We start from the raw sequence: 20,630 nt of genomic DNA on the forward strand, positions 1-20,630 counted from the left end.
ACTTCTCAAACAATTTATATAGCAGAAAAGCAGGTAAAGCGAAGAAATACTTTTGTGTTGATTGTCAGTTATTTACATAAATAATTAGTTCCGCAAAGACTTTGGTAGTTTCCTTTATCGGGATGGCTAGTCAAGAGGTTTCTATCAAACAGAATGTTAGCATCATTTTAAAATCTGATACAGAGATGCTTGACGATGTAGTGGTTGTTGCTTATGGTACTGCGAAAAAGTCATCTTTTACAGGATCAGCGACTGCTGTTAGTGGAGAAAAAATAGCAAAAATGCAGGTTTCTTCAGTATCTAAAGCCTTGGAAGGTGCAGCAGCAGGTGTACAAGTAATCAATACCAGTGGGCAGCCTGGAGAAAATGCTAAAATAAGAATCCGTGGTATTGGCTCTTTTAGCGCATCATCGGCTCCTTTATACGTAGTTGATGGTATGCCTTATGACGAAGAGTCGGTTAATGCATTAAATCCTGCCGATATTGAAAGTATGTCTATATTAAAAGATGCTGCATCTGCAGCCCTTTATGGCTCACGTGCAGCAAATGGTGTTGTGATGATTACTACTAAAAAAGGTATGGTAGATAAATCCAAAGTTACTCTTGATGCACGCTGGGGAGTAAATACTCGTGGTGTTCCAGAATATGATATCATGAAAGATCAAAGAGAATACGTACTAACAGCCTGGAATACTTTAAAAAATCAATCTACAGGTGCAGAAGCTTCCGAAGAATTAATAGGTAGCATTGGATACAATCCATTCATCGGCGTAGCTAATAATGCCATGGTTTCAGCAGATGGCGTAGTTAGTTCTGCGGCTCTACGCCATAATGACGATTGGGCTGATGCCGCATTACATAATGGTATGCGTCAGGAATATAATTTGAGTCTGCAAGGTGGTAACGCTAAGACAACTCATTTTTTATCATTGGGATATTTGAAAGATGAAGGAATCTTAAGACATACTGACTTTGAACGTATTTCAGCACGTGCCAATATTAATCATACTGTAAATAAGTTTATTGATATCAATGGTAATTTGGCTTACGCAAGAGCGGAAAAAAATGCAGGCCAGTCACAAAATGCTAGTTTGTCTAATTACTCTAATGCTTTTATGTTCACTCAGCAAATCGCTCCTATTTATCCTGTATATGCGTATGACGAAAACGGAAATCGCATATATGACGAAGAAGGCAACACTGTTTATGATTTTGGTGATGGTACATACAGTACACGTATGGGCGGTTTCAGTAATCAAAATGTTGCAGCTAATTCTGGGTTGGATGTGCATCAGACTTTGAATGACAATTTTAATGGCCGTGGTACTATTAACATTAATATTATTGATGGTTTAAAAGCGACTGCTAACATTGGTTATGATTTAATGAATCAAATCCGTACAGATCACATGAATCAGTTATATGGGGATGCTGCTAATGTGAATGGTCGTACTTATAAATATAATCAACGTATTGAATCGTTTACAGCAAATCAACTTTTAACCTATAGTAAAGCATTTGGTCATCATAATATTGACATAATGGCTGGTCACGAATCTTATTCATATACACTGAAATATCAGTATGCTCATAAATACAATTTTTATACTATTGGAAATCCTGAGTTCAACAATGCCATAACTATGAGTGATATGAATTCATATACACAAGAACATAGTATGGAAAGTTTCTTTGGTCGTGTAAACTATGATTTTGATAACAAATATTATCTATCTGCAAGTATTCGTTCAGATGAATCTTCCAAATTCCATCCTGATCACCGCCGTGGTACTTTTTGGTCTGTCGGAGGTTCTTGGAGATTAACACAGGAAGAGTTTTTGAAAGATGTGGAATGGTTGTCTAATCTTAAACTAAAAGCAAGTTATGGAACACAAGGTAATGATGGAATTCTTGATATAAATGGTTATGTAGTCTATCAACCATATCTGAAGCAATATTCTGTAACCAATAATAACGGAGATTTCTCTGTAGTCGAAACTTATCGTGGAAATAAAGATTTGACTTGGGAAAAAAGCAAAAATTTAAATATCGGTTTGGAAGCTGCTTTTCTTAATAACCGTTTGAAACTAGAAACTGAATATTTCTTGAAGAAGACTTCGGATATGTTGTACAATATGCCTTATCCTATTTCTTCTGGAATTTCTTACGTTCCAATGAACCTGTTGGATATGCAGAATAAGGGGATTGAATTTACTATTTCTGCCACCCCAATTCAAACAAAAGATTTTATATGGAATTTATCTTTTAACGGTACACATTATAGCAACAAGATTTTGAATCTTCCAGAAGACAAAAGAGAGAATGGAATTATTCATGGTACTGCTTCTTTGTTCCGCTTAATGGAAGGAGGGTCTATTTATGATCTTTATACCTATGAATACGCAGGTGTTAATCCAGAAACAGGAGCAGCACAATGGTATATGGATGAGAAAGATGCTAATGGCAAAGTGACTGGAAGGACCGTAACCGAAGACTATACTCAGGCAAGCAAATATGAATTAGGTTCTACTTTGCCCGATTTCCAAGGAGGTTTTTCAACTGATTTTGCATACAAAGGAATCGATCTTTCTATAGCTACAAACTTTCAAATTGGTGGAAAGATATATGACAGCATGTATTCTTCTTTCATGCATGCGGGAAGCAATATTGGCAGTAACTGGCACAAGGATATCTTGAATGCTTGGACTCCGGAAAATAAAAATACAAATGTGCCTATAATGGATGGTGCACAAAATAGTAATAGCCAATCTTCACGTTTCTTGATAAATGCATCATTCTTTAACATCCGTAACATTTCATTAGGATATACTTTTCCGAAAGAATGGATGAAAGCAATATCAGCAAGCAGTGCACGTATTTACGTATCTGCCGATAATGTAGCTTTATTCTCTAAACGTAAAGGTATGGACCCACGCCAATATGCTTATGGATATTCGGCTGCTAATTATTCTGCGATTCGTACTTTATCATTCGGCATTAATTTGAACTTTTAAAAGAATAGAATTATGAAATATACAAAATATTTAGCAATATTGGCTGCAGCGTTTATGATGGGATCTTGTAGCGATGACTTTTTGGACAAGGAACCTTCAGAAAATGCATCAGAAGACCAAATTAAAGATTTGCTTGATAAAGATCCTACAGCTATTCAAGCATATATTACAGGATATTACAAAAATATGTTTTCTCCGGAAGCACAGCAAAGTCATGATGATTTCGGATTAAAGGCATTTGAATTGGCTACAGATTTGATGGGAGATGATATGGCATATATGACCTCACACTTCTTCGTATATGATTATCTGCTTGACAACCGTGCTTCAAGTTATCGTCGTACGACCACTTATTGGCAAGAATTATATGCTGTAATCAGTGGTGCAAATGAAGTAATCAGCGGTCTGAAAGAACAGGCAGATAGCGGTGATGAGAGTGTTGAGAAGATGTTGGGACAAAGTTATACCATACGTGCTTACTGCTATTTTTGGTTAATAAACATGTACCAGCAACCTTATGAATGGAATAAAGATAAATTAGGTATTCCTATTTATACTGAATCTGAAACCAAATTGAATCGTGTTCCTGTAAGTGAGGTCTATGAACAGATATTAAGTGATATAGATAAAGGATATAATTATTTGAAAGGAAAAGGAATAGCCAAGAAAGATGAATTAAATGAATATGCAGCAGCTGCTATTTATGCAAACATTCTTTCATTTGTTAATGATTATCCCGATCAATGGAATGAAGTTGCTAAATACGCAAAATTGGCTATTGAAGGTGGCTCACTGATGAGTGAAAAAGAATTACTTTCCGGCTTTAATGACCTTTCTTTGAGCGAAGTGTTATGGGGGGCTGATATTAATGGTGAAACAAATACATTCTACGCTTCATTCATGAGTCAAGTTGATCCTTACGGCCCGGGATACGGTGGTAATTTAGGAAATTACAAAATGATTTCCAGTGATTTGTATGAAAAAATTTCAGATGATGACATTCGTAAAAAATGGTTTGGAGTTGATTTGGGAGAAACAAATACTCATTATAAAGTAAGACAATATGTGCAGCGCAAATTTATTGATATAGGTTCTACCGCGCCTGGTTTTACTCCTACAGGTGATACTTTTTGCTCTGACTATATTTATTTGCGTACTGGTGAAATGTATTTTGTAGCTGCAGAAGCATTATATAGGGCAGGGAAAGAAAATGAAGCCAAAACAATGCTGACTACGATTATGAAAACTCGTAATCCAAAATATGAAACATCCGCAACAAGTGATGCACTTTTACAAGAAATTGAACTTCAAAAGCGTATTGAAATGTGGGGTGAAGGTCGTCGTTTATTTGACATGAAACGTCGTAATGAAAGTTTGGATAGAACACATGCAATTAATCATAGTGCGATTGCTCCAAAGGAAGTCCCTGCAGGTAGTAAATTATTCATTTATCAAATCCCCGATAAGGAGTTAAATGCCAATAGTGAGATTACTGATAAAAACGAATAGCTAATAATAGGTCTATAATAAAAAAGATGCTTAGATTACTAGGCATCTTTTTTATGTTTAAGGTAGAATAAAAGTAGACATAAAATCAAATTATTTTTTTATGTTATAATATATAGTTGATTTATAGTTTGTTATAATAGATGTAATATTGTATATCTACAAGAGAGCAGAATGCTAAATATTTGATTACTAGATGTTTTTTTGTATATTTTAGTTCCGCAAAGACTTTGGTAGTTTCCTTTATCGGAATGGCTACACAAGAAGTGCCAGTTAAAGCAAACTTGAATATTGTATTAAAGTCTGATACAGAACAGCTTGAAGAGGTAATGGTGGTGGCTTATGGTACAGCGAAAAAATCTGCATTTACAGGTTCGGCTGCTACTATAAAAAATGAAAAAATAGCGACGAGACAAACTTCAAATGTGACAAATGCTTTGGCGGGTCAAGTAGCCGGAGTACAAACTACGAGTAATAATGGTCAGCCGGGCAAAGATGCTGAAGTGCGTATTCGTGGTATTGGATCTATATCGGCTAGTAACAAGCCTTTGTATGTGGTAGATGGAGTTCCGTATGATGGTGAAATTTCTGCTATCAGTACTTCTGATATAGAATCAATGACAGTGTTGAAAGATGCTGCTTCTAACGCTCTGTATGGTGCACGTGGTGCCAATGGTGTAATCTTGATTACTACCAAGCGTGGTAAGAGTGGGGAAGCCCGTGTCACTTTTGACGCTAAATGGGGTGTAAATAAACGTGGAGTACCTAATTATGAAACAATTACGGATCCGGCTACATTCTATGAATTAAACTATTCTTCTATTTATAATGCCGATTTGAAAGGATATGCGGCAGCCGGAGATTTGGCTAAAGCTAATGCGTACGCTAATCAAGCGATGCTTTCTTCTACATATTTGGGATATCAGGTGTATTCCATTCCTCAAGGACAGCAACTGATCGGTATGGATGGCAAATTGAATCCTAATGCGACATTAGGTTATTCTGATGGTACATATTATTATACTCCGGATAATTGGTCGGATGAAATTTTTGAAAATAACCTGCGTCAAGAGTATAATTTAAGTATCAGCGGTGCGACTGAAAAAATGAATTATTATATGTCGGCCGGCTATTTGGATGATAAGGGAATTGTTCCTAACTCTGGTTTCCAACGTTATTCTGCACGTTTGAAAGCTGACTATCAAGTGAAGCCTTGGTTGAAGATGGAAGGAAATGTATCATTTACTCATTATGATAGCCGTGAACAGGATACTGAGGGTGGTACATCAAATGCAAACATCTTTTATGCATCAAATATTATGGGAGCCATTTATCCTATGTATGTTCGTGATGCACAGGGTAATATTATGGTAGATAATCGAGGTTTCCTTCGTTATGATTATGGAAAGCCAGGACAAGATTCAAATGGTAGCCGTAATACGATTCCTAATGCAAATCCGTTGGCAAGTTATATGCTGGATAAAATGAAATATTCGGGTGATGTGGTTAGTGGAAAATGGTCTGCTGATATTGATATTTGGAATGGAATCAAGGCAAAAGTGAATATAGGTGTTGATGTAAATAATGTGCGTGCTACAGAGATGGTTAACCCCTTCTACGGACAGTATTCTGAAACTAGTGGAGTCGGAGGTTTGATCAGTGTATCTAGTGAGCGTACATTTAGTGTAAATCAGCAGTATTTATTGACATACAACAAAACATTTAATGATGTTCATAATGTGGATATTTTGGCCGGACATGAAAGTTATGACTATAAATATCAATATTTGTACGGACAACGTGAGAAATTGTATGATCCGAATGTTCCTGAATTAGGCAATGGTATTATGAACCAGAGCAATAATTCATATTCTCGTAATTATGCAACAGAAGGATGGCTGTTCCGTGCACAATATGACTATGATGGACGGTATTTTGTTTCAGCTTCTTTCCGTCGTGATGCTTCTTCTTGTTTTCACCCGGATAATCGTTGGGGTAACTTCTGGTCTGTAGGAGCTGGATGGTTATTAAGCAAAGAGAAATTCTTGGAAAACCAGTCTTGGATTGATATGTTGAAATTTAAAATCAGCTATGGTTTGCAAGGTAATGATAACTTGATGTTCCAAGGTGGTTTGTACCGTAACTACTATCCGTATCAAGACCAGTATACATTGGCAAACAGTAATGGCGATTTTTCAACTTCTCTATATTATAAAGGTAATAAGGAAATTACTTGGGAAACTTCACACAGCTTTAATACTGGATTTGATTTCGCTTTTTGGGGTGGTAAGTTAGGTGGTTCTGTTGAGTACTTCTCACGTAAAACAACCGATATGCTTTATTTCAAACCGGTAGCAGCTTCAATGGGTTATTCCCGTTTTCCTGAGAATGTGGGTTCAATGGTAAACCGTGGGGTTGAATTGGACTTGTATTCCAATATAATTGAAAACAAGAATTTTTCCTGGAATGTAAACTTTAATCTTACACATTTTAAGAATAAAGTCTTGGAATTATCTCCAGAACTGAATGGACAATTGATTGACGGTGCTCGGATTTATCGTGAAGATGAGTCTATGTACCAGCTTTATTTACCTAAATATGTAGGTGTGGATTCTGAAACAGGAGAGAGTCTGTGGGCGCTGGTGACTCCGGATGAGAATGGTAATACAGTTACGAAATCTTATTCTGTCGCTTCTGAAAACAGATTCGCATCAGGTGACATTTTACCTAAAGTTTATGGTGGTTTTGGAACAAGTGTCACAGCCTATGGCTTTGATCTCTCTGTTTCGTTTGCATATCAGCTTGGTGGACGTATTCTGGACTATACTTATCAAGGATTAATGGATGTGGCAGCCACGGGTAGTGCTTTGCATAAAGATATGTTAAAAGCATGGACTCCTGAAAATAAAAATACGGATGTTCCTCGTATGAATATTAATGACCAATATACGAACAGATTAACAGATCGTTTCTTGACTAGTTCGGATTATTTAAGCTTGCAGAATATTACATTGGGTTATACTTTGCCGAAGAGTCTGACACGTAAAATGCAGATTGACGGTGTCCGTGTATTCTTTGTTGCAGATAATGTGGCTTTGCTGACAGCTCGCAAAGGGTTGGACCCACGTCAAGGTTATGTGGCTGCTGACAATGTATATTCACCTATCCGCACAATTTCCGGAGGTATATCTTTAAATTTCTAATTTAGCAACCCATTTTTAAGAATATGAAATTGTCAAATAAATATATAGCATTTGCAAGTGTCGCTTTATTAATGGCATCTTGCGATTTGGATAAATTTCCTGAAGGAGATTACATATCTGAAGAACAGAAAGAAGATATAATCAATGGCAGACCTAATTTGATAACTGCTGAAGTGAACGCTATGGCAGCCAAATTAAATACTTTTGGTACGATTTCAGATGATGCCACTACTTATCATAATGACTATGGTATTCCTGCGGTATCTATGATATTGGAATCAGGAGGGCAGGATTTGGTTGCATTGGTTAATGGATATAACTGGTTTAATACATCTCAGAATTATAGTGACAGAGTATACGATAGTTCAAGCGATGAATTGATTTGGAAAACGTTCTATAATCACTTGAAAGCTGCAAACAATGTATTGAAATTGATAGCGGCAGATACGGAAGATTCTTCTTTGAAGGTTTATCGTGGCCAAGCTTTAGCTGCTCGTGCTTATGACTATCTGAACTTGGTTCAAATTTATCAGTTTACTTATGCAGGTCATGAAAATAGCCTGGCAGTACCTATTGTTACAGAAACAATGACTGATGAAGATATGCAGAATAATCCGCGTGCAACTGTACAGCAGGTGTATGACCAGATTATGAGTGACCTGAATACGGCTGCTGATTTATTGACCGGGTATGATAATGGCTCAAACAAAGATCAGATTGATGAGGCAGTAGTTTACGGATTGCGTGCTCGTGCTAATCTGTTAATGCAAAAATGGGCGGATGCAGCTAAAGATGCAGAACGTGCCATTGCTGGCGGTACACCTCAGACTTTAGCCCAGGTATCTACTCCTACCTTTAATTCAGCATCGGCAAGTTCATGGTTATGGGGAGTGATGATTACGCCTGATAATGATGTTGTCCAGACAGGTATTATCAACTGGCCTTCGCACTTGTGCTCTTTTACCGGGAACGGTTATACTTCAGGAGTGCCTGATGGATATAGAAAGGTGAATTCTGCATTATATGATTTAATACCCGAAACAGATATCCGTAAACAATGGTTCTTGTCTCCGGATAATAAATCTTCATTGATTGATAATGAGCAGATTGAGGGTACTTCCATCGTTGAATATTTTGGTTTGACTCCGTATGTAAATACAAAGTTCGGAGCTTATCAAAGTATATTTGGTAACACAACCAATGCGTCAGACTGGCCTTTGATGCGTGTTGAAGAAATGTATCTGATAAAGGCTGAGGCAGAAGCCATGGGTGGTAATCTGAGTGGCGGAAAGAGTACATTGGAAAATTTTGTACGGACATATCGGGATCCTTCCTTTACAAGTAAAGCTAATTCGGCACAGGATTTTCAGGATGAGGTTTGGTTGCAGCGTCGTATGGAACTTTGGGGAGAAGGTTTCTCACTGTTCGATATCCTACGCTTGAAAAAGCCGGTGGTTCGTAAGAATACGAATTATGACCCGTCTGTACAATATAATTCAGCAGCAGAAGCGCAGATCCTGATCTATCGGATTCCGCAATGTGAAATGGAAACCAATTCCGGAATCAGTGACACTGATAACAATCCGGCTGCTCCACAACCACAACTATAGGGAATAACTGTAATAAAAAAGAGGATGACGTTCAACGTTCATCCTCTTTTTTTGTTATATTTGTCGCGAACTTATTTAGATTGATAGATAAATGAAAGAATTTGTAATTTCTGAAGCACAGGTTGAAACTGCCATCTTAGTTGGTTTGATTACTCAGACACAAGATGAGCGTAAGACCAAGGAGTATTTGGATGAGTTGGAGTTCTTGGCCGAAACGGCCGGAGCAACAGTGGTGAAAAGGTTTACTCAGAAACTGCCTGCTGCCAATTCCGTGACCTATGTCGGTAAAGGAAAGCTGGAAGAAATCAAGGAATATATTCATCAGGAAGAGGAAAATGAGCGTGAAGTCGGAATGGTGATTTTTGATGATGAACTTTCTGCCAAGCAGATACGTAATATAGAAGCTGAACTGAAAGTGAAGATTTTGGACCGTACTTCGCTGATTCTGGATATTTTTGCCATGCGGGCTCAAACTGCAAATGCTAAAACACAAGTGGAGCTGGCCCAATATAAGTATATGCTGCCTCGTCTGCAACGTTTGTGGACTCACTTGGAGCGTCAGGGAGGTGGATCCGGTGCCGGTGGAGGTAAAGGCTCTGTGGGATTACGTGGGCCGGGTGAAACTCAGTTGGAAATGGACCGTCGTATCATTTTGAATCGTATGTCATTGTTGAAAGAACGGTTGGCTGAAATTGATAAACAGAAGTCCACTCAACGTAAAAACCGTGGGCGTATGATACGTGTAGCTTTGGTAGGGTATACCAATGTGGGAAAATCTACTTTAATGAATTTGCTTTCAAAAAGCGAGGTCTTTGCTGAAAATAAACTTTTTGCAACATTGGACACCACAGTACGCAAAGTGATTATTGAGAATCTGCCATTTCTGCTTACAGATACCGTAGGATTTATCCGTAAATTACCAACGGATTTGGTTGATTCCTTTAAATCAACCTTGGACGAAGTGCGTGAAGCTGATCTACTGATTCATGTGGTGGATATTTCTCATCCGGATTTTGAGGAACAAATTTCTGTGGTTGATAAAACGATTGCTGATTTGGGGGCAGGTGGAAAGCCTACCATGATTGTTTTTAACAAGATAGATGCTTATACCTATATAGAGAAAGCAGAGGATGATTTGACTCCTAAAACCAGGGAGAATATTACATTGGAAGAACTGATGAAGACATGGATGGCAAAATTGAATGATAATTGTATCTTCATTTCTGCCAGAGAGAAAATAAATATGGATGAATTGAAGACTATTATATATAATAAGGTGCGCGAGCTACACGTACAGAAGTATCCTTATAACGATTTTCTTTATCAAACCTATGATGAAGAATAAATACATATAGAAGATGAAAACTTATCGTTCACTTACACAAGAAGAAATACAACAATTAAAAGAGAGATCATGCACTGCGGTTGATTGGGATGAAATTGAAGTAGTAGAGAACTTTAAGACGGACTATATTTATCATACCCGTTTTTCCGGAAAGGTCAGATTGGGGGTCTTTGAAGATGAGTTTACGTTGGCAGGTGGCATGCGTAAACATTCCGGATTGTATCATGCGACTTTGCATAATGTAACGGTGGGCGATAATTGTTGTATTGAGAATATAAAGAACTATATAGCCAACTATATCATTGGGGATTATGTATTTATAGAGAATGTAGATATCATTCTGGTAGATGGCCGGAGCAAGTTTGGGAATGGCGTTGAAGTAGCTGTATTGAATGAAACGGGTGGACGTGAAGTGCCTATTCATGATCGTCTGTCAGCGCATCAGGCCTATATTCTGGCATTGTACCGTCATCGTCCTGAATTGATTTGCCGGATGAAAGCCATTATTGACCGGTATGCTGAAGAGAATGCTTCGGATACAGGTACTATTGGCCACCATGTTACCATTGTTGATGCGGGATATATAAAGAATGTACGAATAGGTGATTATTGTAAGATAGAAGGGGCGGGACGATTGAAAAACGGTAGCTTGAACAGTAATGAGCAAGCGCCTATTCATATCGGCTATGGAGTGGTATGCGATGATTTTATTATATCAAGCGGCTCCAATGTGGAAGATGGAACTATGTTGACCCGTTGCTTTATCAGCCAGGCATGTCATTTGGGACATAACTATTCTGCATCTGATTCTTTGTTTTTCAGTAATTGTCAAGAAGAGAACGGTGAGGCATGTGCCATTTTTGCCGGACCCTTTACGGTGACTCATCATAAGTCTACTTTGCTGATTGCCGGAATGTTCTCTTTTATGAATGCGGGTTCCGGCTCTAATCAAAGCAACCATATGTATAAGTTAGGTCCGATTCATCAGGGAGCTATGGAGCGTGGGGCGAAGACTACTTCCGATTCTTATATTTTATGGCCCGCACGTGTAGGTGCATTTTCTTTGGTTATGGGGCGTCATGTGAATCATGCCGATACTTCTAATCTGCCTTTTTCTTATCTGATAGAGCAGCAAAATACCACTTATCTGGTGCCAGGGGTGAATTTGCGGAGTGTAGGTACGATTCGGGATGCTCAAAAGTGGCCTAAACGTGACAAACGTAAAGATCCGAACCGTTTGGATCAGATTAATTATAACCTGTTGAGTCCCTATACTATTCAGAAAATGATGAAAGGGCGTAGTATTCTGAAAGAATTACGTAAAGTATCCGGAGAAACTTCAGAAACTTACTCTTACCAAAGTGCGAAAATTAAGAATTCTTCTTTAAATAATGGCATTCGTTTTTATGAAACGGCTATTCATAAATTTTTGGGTAATTCATTAATCAAGCGTTTGGAGGAGGTTCGTTTTAGCAGTGATGAGGAAATCCGTGCCCGGTTGATTCCTGATACAGAGATAGGGACAGGAGAATGGGTGGATATTTCCGGATTGATCGCTCCTAAAAGTGAAATAGAGAAGTTGATGGCAGATATAGAATCTGGAATCCTGACTAATGTGGATCAGATTCATGACCGTTTTGTTGAGATGCATCGTAATTATTATACATACGAGTGGACATGGGCGTATGGGAAGATGCTTGAGTTTTATAATCTGCGTTCCGATGAAATAACGGCAAAGGATGTTATTGCTATCGTGAAGAAGTGGCAGGAGGCTGTTGTCGGATTGGATAAAATGGTCTATGCCGATGCGAAAAAGGAATTTTCTTTGTCTGCTATGACGGGGTTCGGTGCAGATGGATCACGTGAAGAAATGGAGCAGGATTTTGAACAGGTGCGTGGGGTATTTGAAAGTAATCCGTTTGTGACAGCGGTATTGCAGCATATTGAAGCGAAAACAGCGTTGGGTAACGAGTTGATAGAACGGATTGCTTCTATATGATATTTTTGATGAGAGTATCCAGACTAAGATGAACCTTCGGAAAAGTTACAGATGGTAGTTACATATAAAAAGAGCCGTATGAATGCTGGAGTAGTCATACGGCTCTTGCTATTGGATGACATTTGAGCTTGTTGGGATACTTCCTTTTTATTTTTTTACCACAGGTAGTATAACTCTGCTTGCAGCTCCTTGCTGATGATAAATTTTGATCTTTTGTTTCATCACAAAATCTTCTACCGTACAATGATAGGTATCAATAAACCTTTGTGGATTGCGGTCAATAATGGGGAACCAGGAACTTTGAATTTGAATCATCAGTCTGTGTCCCGGCAGGAATGTGTGTGCCACATCATACAGTGTGTAATTAACCGGAGTTATTTCTTCCGGTTTGAAAGGCAGGGGATTGTCGAATCCCTTACGGAAGCGTCCTCTGAATAATTCGCCACGAATCATCAGCTGGTACCCACTCATTGGGTAGTCACTCTTTAAATAACTGCGTGCAGTTTTGGAATATTCAAATTTTTCAGGATATACATCAATTACTTTCACCATAAAATCAGCGTCAGTACTACTGATGGCAGTCATTAATTCCACTTCTATAGGACCGGCCAATGTTAATGTATCACATAGCGGCTCCGTCATGAAAGTAATGACATCGGGACGTGAAGTAGCAAAGCGTTGGTCATCTACCATGAATTCTTTTGTCCGGTAAGTGGTAGGGTTTGCCGTATAGGGTACCGGATGTGACATATCTGAAATATATTCTGAATAAGACTCTTGTTCTGCCGGTGCTTGTGTGGATACTGATCCGTTTTTATGTATATAATAAGGTGTACCGGCAGTCTTTTGTACAGGCCATTCGTTGTATGTTTTCCATTCGTTTTCACCTGTATGGAATATATTTACTTTATGCTTGGGCTTTTCTCCCTTTCCTTCCAGGAAATATCGGAAAAAAGGATATTCTATTTTGTCCATGTAATAAGCCGAAGTGCTTTTACCGAAATACAGATTACCGAAACCTTGGAACCCGCGTACTGTCCATGCTCCATGCCACCAAGGACCGAATGTCAGATATAAATCTGTGTCCGGTGATTGCTCTTTGATGGCTTTATAAAGATTCCAGGCTCCGTAACAGTCTTCGGAGTCATACAGTCCACCTACCACCAATATGGCTGGCTTCAAGTTATAACAGGAGGTGCGTGCATCGCGCTCTTTCCAGAAATCATCGAAATCAGGATGGTTTTTGATATCATTCCACAATGTCTGTGTGGTATCACGTACCAGGTCGTCTACATTCTTAAAGGTACCGAGTGCCAGAAAATCTGTGTAAACATCATTCTTTACAATTTGGTTCATCACTCCTTTTCCCATGTGGCGTCCTTCCAGTCTGGGAAGGAAATTAGTGGTTTGCAGCAGGGTGAAGGCTCCGTTGTGATGACGGTCATCTCCACGGAACCAGTCAGTAACGGGAGCTTGCGGAGAAACAGCTTTCAAAGCCGGATGATTGGAGGAGGCTGTCATAGTGGCATAGAAACCATCATAACTGATTCCCCATGTTCCTACATTTCCGTTATTATATGTGTTGTGAATCAACCATTCTATGGTATCGTATGTGTCCGTAGCTTCGTCTATATTCTTTTTATCTTTCTTACCCTTTTTGTTTTTGTTGAGAGGGCGTACTTGGATAAATATTCCTTCACTCTTATGTCGTCCACGTACATCTTGGAAGACGATAATATATCGGTGCTCTATATAGTTTTTCAGATTAGTTCTGAAATGACGGTCAAATCCTTCTCCGTATGGGGAACAAGAGTAAGGGCTGCGGTGCATCAGGATAGGATGCTGCCTGCTGTTGTCTTTCGGTTCGTAGACAGCGGTGTAAAGCTTGATTCCGTCACGCATGGGAATCATGACTTCCCGTTTCGTGTAGATTTCCTTCAGTTTGAGTTCGATACTGTCCGGTTGGTTTTTTGCTTGGGTTTGTGTCCATCCTCGAGGGATGAGAAAGCATAACAGTAATGAAGTAATAAATAAGAATTTGCCTAATCTTTTCATGTATAATGTGATGTTATTTTAATGAGTTGGCAAAGGTAAGGACATTCCTTGAAAGTTTTCACGCTAATTAAGGAAAAATTTCGATAATAGTTACTACCTTTGTCACACTAATAACTTTTAACTAAAATAAGTATCAATATGGCAACACCTCCGTTCCACTATCAGCACATGTTCCCGTTGGGACCTGATAAAACCGAGTATTATTTGCTGACTAAAGATTATGTGTCAGTAAGTGAGTTTGAAGGAAAACCTATCTTGAAGATTGAAAAAGAAGGTCTGACTGCTATGGCTAACGCTGCTTTCCGTGATGTTTCTTTCTTGCTTCGCCGTTCACACAATGAACAGGTTGCTAAGATTCTGAGTGATCCCGAAGCCAGTGATAACGATAAGTATGTAGCATTGACTTTCTTGCGTAATGCGGAAGTTTCAGCTAAAGGCAAATTACCTCTTTGTCAAGATACGGGTACTGCTATTATCCATGGTGAGAAAGGTCAGCAGGTATGGACCGGCTATTGTGATGAAGAAGCCCTTTCCTTGGGAGTTTATAAGACTTATACGGAAGAAAATCTTCGTTATTCTCAGAATGCTCCTTTGACTATGTACGATGAGGTGAACACCAAATGTAACCTGCCTGCACAAATTGATTTGGAAGCTACTGAAGGTATGGAATACAAGTTCCTTTGTGTGACTAAAGGTGGTGGTTCGGCGAACAAGACCTATTTATATCAGGAAACGAAAGCTGTATTGAATCCGGCTACATTGGTTCCTTTCCTTGTTGAAAAAATGAAGACTTTGGGTACGGCTGCTTGTCCTCCTTATCATATTGCATTTGTAATCGGTGGTACATCGGCAGAGAAGAACTTGCTGACTGTTAAGCTAGCTTCTACTCACTATTATGACGAGTTGCCTACTACCGGTAATGAATACGGGCGTGCTTTCCGCGATGTGGAACTGGAAAAACAAGTATTGGAAGAAGCTTATAAGATTGGCTTGGGTGCACAGTTTGGTGGTAAGTATATGGCTCACGATGTCCGCATCATCCGCTTGCCTCGTCACGGTGCTTCTTGTCCTATCGGTCTGGGCGTTTCCTGTTCTGCTGACCGTAATATAAAATGTAAGATCAATAAAGATGGTATCTGGATTGAAAAGATGGATGATAAACCGGGTGAGCTGATTCCGGCAGAACTCCGTGAAGCCGGTGAAGGCGATGTGGTTAAGATTGATTTGAACCAACCGATGGCGGATATCCTGAAAGAATTGACCAAGTATCCGGTAGCTACCCGTCTGTCATTGAACGGAACCATTATTGTAGGTCGCGATATCGCTCATGCTAAATTGAAAGAGCGTTTGGATCGTGGCGAAGATTTGCCGCAGTATATCAAAGATCATCCTATCTATTATGCCGGTCCGGCAAAGACTCCGGAAGGTATGGCTTGTGGTTCTATGGGCCCCACTACAGCAGGACGTATGGACCCGTATGTGGATTTGTTCCAGTCACATGGCGGTAGCATGATAATGTTGGCAAAAGGTAATCGTAGCCAGCAGGTAACGGATGCTTGTAAGAAGTATGGCGGTTTCTATCTGGGCTCTATTGGTGGTCCGGCTGCTATCCTTGCTCAGAATAATATCAAGAGCATTGAGTGTGTGGAATATCCGGAATTGGGTATGGAAGCTATCTGGAAAATTGAAGTGGAAGATTTCCCGGCATTCATCTTGGTGGACGATAAAGGTAATGACTTCTTCAAGCAGTTGAAGCCGCGTTGCCTTGGAAATTGTAAATAATTAAATTATTCCGTAATAATACTAATACAGCCTTCCTCCCTTTAAAGGCGAGGGGGCTGTTCTGTTTTTTATTTAATTGGTGTTATCCGTTACCTTAATAATATGATGAAAAAACTACGATTGTTGTTTGTGCTGTTATGGATGACAAGCAACTTATTTTCTTCTCCTGTTACAGGATTATTAGAGCGCATCGACAAAGGAGCTTCCTCCAAATTTATTATTGAACGTCAGAAATCGGAAACTGATTTTTTTGAACTCGATCAGAAAGGTGATAAAGTAATTATCCGGGGTAATGACTATGTAAATATTGCTACCGGATTGAATTGGTATTTGAAATATTATGCAGGCATACATCTTTCTTGGAATGGAATGACTGCAAAACTGCCTGCTGTTTTGCCCCCTGTGACTAAAAAGGAACGGCATGAAACGGATCTGCCCTATCGTTATGATCTGAATTATTGTACTTTCTCTTATTCCATGGCTTTTTGGGACTGGGAGCGTTGGGAAAAGGAGATAGATTGGATGGCGCTTCACGGTATCAATCTTTCCCTGGCATTGACAGGGACTGAGTCGGTTTGGAGAAATGTACTTCTAAAACTGGGATATACTAAGGATGAAATTAATGAATTTGTAGCCGGACCGGGTTTTACAGCTTGGTGGTTGATGAATAATCTGGAAGGGTGGGGAGGACCTAATCCTGAAAGTTGGTATACCCGTCAGGAAAAACTTCAGAAGAAGATTGTAAAAAGAATGCGTGAATATGGCATCGAACCTGTGTTGCCGGGATATTGTGGCATGGTTCCTCATAATGCAAAGGAGAAATTAGGATTGAATGTTGCTGATCCCGGATTTTGGTGCAGCTATCATCGTCCTGCCTTTTTACAGCCGGAGGATGAGCGCTTTGAAGAAATCTCTGCTTTGTATTATAGAGAACTGACAAAACTGTATGGAAAAACAGGTTTTTACGCTATTGATCCGTTTCATGAAGGGGGAAGTACTCAAGGAGTAAATTTGGATGCAGCCGGTAAAGCCATCATGAAAGCCATGAAAAAAACAAATCCGGATGCTGTGTGGGTGGCTCAGGCATGGCAGGACAATCCTCGTACTCCGATGATAGAGCATCTGGAAGCAGGAGACCTGTTAGTCTTGGACTTGCATAGCGAATGCCGTCCGCAATGGGGGGACCCGGCGTCAGAGTGGTGTCGCAAAGGAGGATACGGGCAGCATGAGTGGGTGTACTGCATGTTGTTGAATTTTGGTGGTAACATTGGGCTTCATGGTAAAATGGATGCGCTGATTGATGGCTTTTATGACGCGAAAGCAGATGTTCATGCCGGAAGGACATTGCGTGGAGTAGGGATGACTCCGGAAGGTATTGAGAACAATCCGGTTATGTATGAGCTGGTGATGGAATTGCCATGGCGTGAACATCGGTTTACTCGTGATGAGTGGTTGAAAGGATACGTATATGCTCGTTATGGGGTAGAGGATGAGGCTTTGCAACAAGTTTGGGATTTATTAGGTAACGGTATTTATAATAGTCCCAAGGAGAAAATACAACAGGGAACGCATGAGTCGGTATTCTGCGCTCGTCCGGGGTTGGATGTATATCAGGTATCCAGTTGGTCGGAGATGAAAGAATACTATAATCCGCAGGATGTGATAGAGGCTGCCCGACTGATGGTTTCTGTGGCTGATAAATATCAGGGTAATAATAATTTTGAATTCGATTTGGTGGATGTGCTCCGGCAGGCATTGGCAGAAAAGGGGCGTTTGATGCAAAAAGTGGTAACGGCTGCGTTCCGGGCAGGAGACAAGCAAGTATTTGAGTTGGCTTCACAGCATTTTCTGCATCTTATTCTATTGCAAGACCAGTTGTTGGGTACCCGGAAAGAATTCAAGGTTGGAACTTGGATTGAAGCGGCACGTTCAGCAGGACAGACCCAGGAAGAAAAAGCATTATACGAATGGAATGCACGTGTTCAGATTACTACATGGGGAAATCGTGTAGCGGCAGATCAAGGCGGACTTCGTGATTATGCTCATAAAGAATGGAATGGCATTTTGAAAGATTTCTATTTTATGAGATGGAAGGCTTATTTTGATTATTTAGCTTGTGTCCTGGATGGAAAGCAACCGGAGGAACTTGATTTTTATACCTTGGAAGAAGCATGGACTAAAGAAACAGGATTCTATTCCTCAATTCCTGAAGGAAATACTGTGGTAGTAGCTAAAAACATTTTTGAAGAAGTTTTTTAAATGTTCTTTCTACTATGGATAACTTAAGACTTTCATAGGTTATAAGGCTTGATTATGGGTTCAGAACCGATGGGTATGAAACTATGATAACTTTATTCACGGTAGGGGGTGGATTGAATTTACCCCTTACGGTGAATGAAAGTTATGGAAACAGATAGCGTGTGGAAAACGCTTACTTCTTCTTCTCGGATGTCTGTTTCCAGATACGTACCATATAGAATGCGCAATGTGTGAACGCAAAGACGAACGAAATAGCGAGCAATGTCTTGTCTTCTTCCCAGCCTACTGTCTGTTGATGCCACAATCCTGTAATAACTGAAAGTACAGACAGGGCGATTCCTGTCATATTCAATATGGTGAGTCCTTTGCGTCGTTTTACGTTATGCTCCAGCTTGCTGTGTTTTACTCCATAGCAGGCATAAACATCCAGACCTATCAGCATCCATAATACCAATCGGATCCAAGTGTCAGCCGGAAGAAACAACATCATACAAAGGCAGGTAAGGATGCCTAAAATCGGTACCGTGGGAACAAAAGGAGTTTTAAAGGCACGATGTACGTCAGGCATACTTTTACGCACGATCAATACTGCCGCGCAAACCAATGTGAAGGCGAATAAGGTACCTATACTGGTCATTTCTCCGGCTACACGTGCCGGAACAAATGCTGCCAGCCCTCCTACAATGACCATGAATAACAAATTACTGTGTGCCGGTGTCCGGTATTTCTCGTGAATCTTTGAAAAGAAAGGAGGCAACAGTCCGTCGCGGCTCATACTTAGAAATACACGGCTTTGTCCTAGCAAAGTTACCATAATAACCGAGCAGTAACCAAACAGGATAGCCAGTACGATGGCCCGGTTCAACCACGGATAATCCGGATGAATTACTCCTGTGGCATCTGCATGTCCCATGTGGTCAATCGCTACGGCAACAGGTGCGATACCTTGTTGTCCTGCAAAGTCAGAATAATGGGCAACTCCCGTCATTACGTAAGCAAACACCATATAAAGAATGGTGCAAATCAGCAGGGAACCTAGAATGCCGACGGGCATATCCCGTTTCGGATTTTTTGTTTCCTGAGCGGCTGTACTTACGGCATCAAAACCAAGAAAGGCGAAAAATACAATCGCTGCTCCACGCAATACACCCGAGAATCCGAACTCGCCTAAAGTACCAGTATTGGCAGGGATATAAGGAACATAATTCTCTGCATTAATGTATTTCCATCCTAATACAACGAAAATAAGAATCACTGCCACTTTCAGGAACACAATGAAGCCGTTAAAGATAGAACTTCCTTCTGTTCCACGAATCAGAAAAATACTCATCAGCACTACAATCAGTGCGGCTGGTATATTCACAATACCTCCGTCCCAGGGACAAGCAGCAAGTGCATGGGGGATATTTATCCCCACTCCTTCCAGAAAAACAACGAGATATCTGCTCCAGCTGATACTGACGGTAGTAGCGGCAACAGTATATTCCAATACTAGATCCCAGCCGATAATCCATGCTATAAGTTCGCCCATTGTAGCATATGAGTATGTATAAGCACTACCTGCTACAGGTATCATGGAAGCAAACTCGGCATAACATAAACCGGCAAAGCAACAACCTATTGCCGCTATGGCGAAAGATAAAGTAATGGCAGGCCCTGTGTATCCTGCGGCTACTGTTCCGGTGATGGAGAATAATCCGGCACCGATGATAACACCTACTCCTAATGCGATCAAGCTCCATGGTCCCAAGACTCTTTTCAGGGTCTTGTTTCCAGATTCATTGGCTTCGGCTTGTAATGCAGCAAAAGGCTTCTTGATAAATAATCCCATATCTTTTTACAACATATTTAGTGATA

Annotated in this window: 10 protein-coding genes; 8 read left to right on the forward strand and 2 right to left on the reverse strand. The window is 39.9% G+C overall.

All coding sequences use genetic code 11. From position 1 onward, the window contains the following. Window positions 1–101: 101 nt before the first annotated feature. From BVU_RS09385 to BVU_RS09410, 6 genes are all read left to right on the forward strand, one after another. Window positions 102–3,014 (forward strand): SusC/RagA family TonB-linked outer membrane protein, encoded by a 2,913-nt coding sequence (locus BVU_RS09385; RefSeq protein WP_080510697.1) that lies wholly within the window; start codon window positions 102–104, stop codon window positions 3,012–3,014. Between the two features lie 12 nt (window positions 3,015–3,026). Further along, window positions 3,027–4,523 carry a RagB/SusD family nutrient uptake outer membrane protein gene (locus BVU_RS09390; RefSeq protein WP_005839145.1) on the forward strand — a complete coding sequence of 499 codons (1,497 nt, stop codon included), beginning with the start codon at window positions 3,027–3,029 and terminating at the stop codon, window positions 4,521–4,523. Between the two features lie 182 nt (window positions 4,524–4,705). Then, window positions 4,706–7,723, forward strand: coding sequence for a SusC/RagA family TonB-linked outer membrane protein (locus BVU_RS09395; RefSeq protein ID WP_011965365.1), 3,018 nt, complete (start codon window positions 4,706–4,708; stop codon window positions 7,721–7,723). A 23-nt stretch (window positions 7,724–7,746) separates the two neighbouring features. Beyond that, window positions 7,747–9,333 (forward strand): RagB/SusD family nutrient uptake outer membrane protein, encoded by a 1,587-nt coding sequence (locus BVU_RS09400; protein WP_005839819.1) that lies wholly within the window; start codon window positions 7,747–7,749, stop codon window positions 9,331–9,333. A gap of 91 nt (window positions 9,334–9,424) precedes the next feature. Continuing rightward, window positions 9,425–10,678: a GTPase HflX gene (hflX, locus tag BVU_RS09405; protein ID WP_005839821.1), complete on the forward strand. Its 1,254-nt coding sequence runs from the start codon at window positions 9,425–9,427 to the stop codon at window positions 10,676–10,678. Window positions 10,679–10,691: 13 nt separating this feature from the next. Continuing rightward, window positions 10,692–12,677 carry a DUF4954 family protein gene (locus tag BVU_RS09410; protein WP_005839823.1) on the forward strand — a complete coding sequence of 662 codons (1,986 nt, stop codon included), beginning with the start codon at window positions 10,692–10,694 and terminating at the stop codon, window positions 12,675–12,677. A 147-nt stretch (window positions 12,678–12,824) separates the two neighbouring features. On the opposite strand, the gene BVU_RS09415 is transcribed toward BVU_RS09410, so the two are convergent. Further along, window positions 12,825–14,732 carry a CocE/NonD family hydrolase gene (locus BVU_RS09415; protein ID WP_005839825.1) on the reverse strand — a complete coding sequence of 636 codons (1,908 nt, stop codon included), beginning with the start codon at window positions 14,730–14,732 and terminating at the stop codon, window positions 12,825–12,827. Between the two features lie 138 nt (window positions 14,733–14,870). Between BVU_RS09415 and BVU_RS09420 the strand changes: the two genes are divergently transcribed. Continuing rightward, complete coding sequence (locus BVU_RS09420) at window positions 14,871–16,514, forward strand: fumarate hydratase (protein WP_005839827.1); 1,644 nt, start codon at window positions 14,871–14,873, stop codon at window positions 16,512–16,514. Window positions 16,515–16,616: 102 nt separating this feature from the next. Next, a complete protein-coding gene (locus BVU_RS09425; protein WP_085938692.1) occupies window positions 16,617–18,773 on the forward strand; it encodes an alpha-N-acetylglucosaminidase in 2,157 nt (718 codons plus the stop codon). Window positions 18,774–18,945: 172 nt separating this feature from the next. Here BVU_RS09425 and BVU_RS09430 read toward each other — a convergent pair whose 3' ends face one another. After that, complete coding sequence (locus BVU_RS09430) at window positions 18,946–20,604, reverse strand: amino acid permease (RefSeq protein WP_008669383.1); 1,659 nt, start codon at window positions 20,602–20,604, stop codon at window positions 18,946–18,948. Between the last annotated feature and the right edge of the window lie 26 nt (window positions 20,605–20,630).

The organism is Phocaeicola vulgatus ATCC 8482, from assembly GCF_000012825.1.
In the GTDB taxonomy this organism is placed as follows: domain Bacteria; phylum Bacteroidota; class Bacteroidia; order Bacteroidales; family Bacteroidaceae; genus Phocaeicola; species Phocaeicola vulgatus.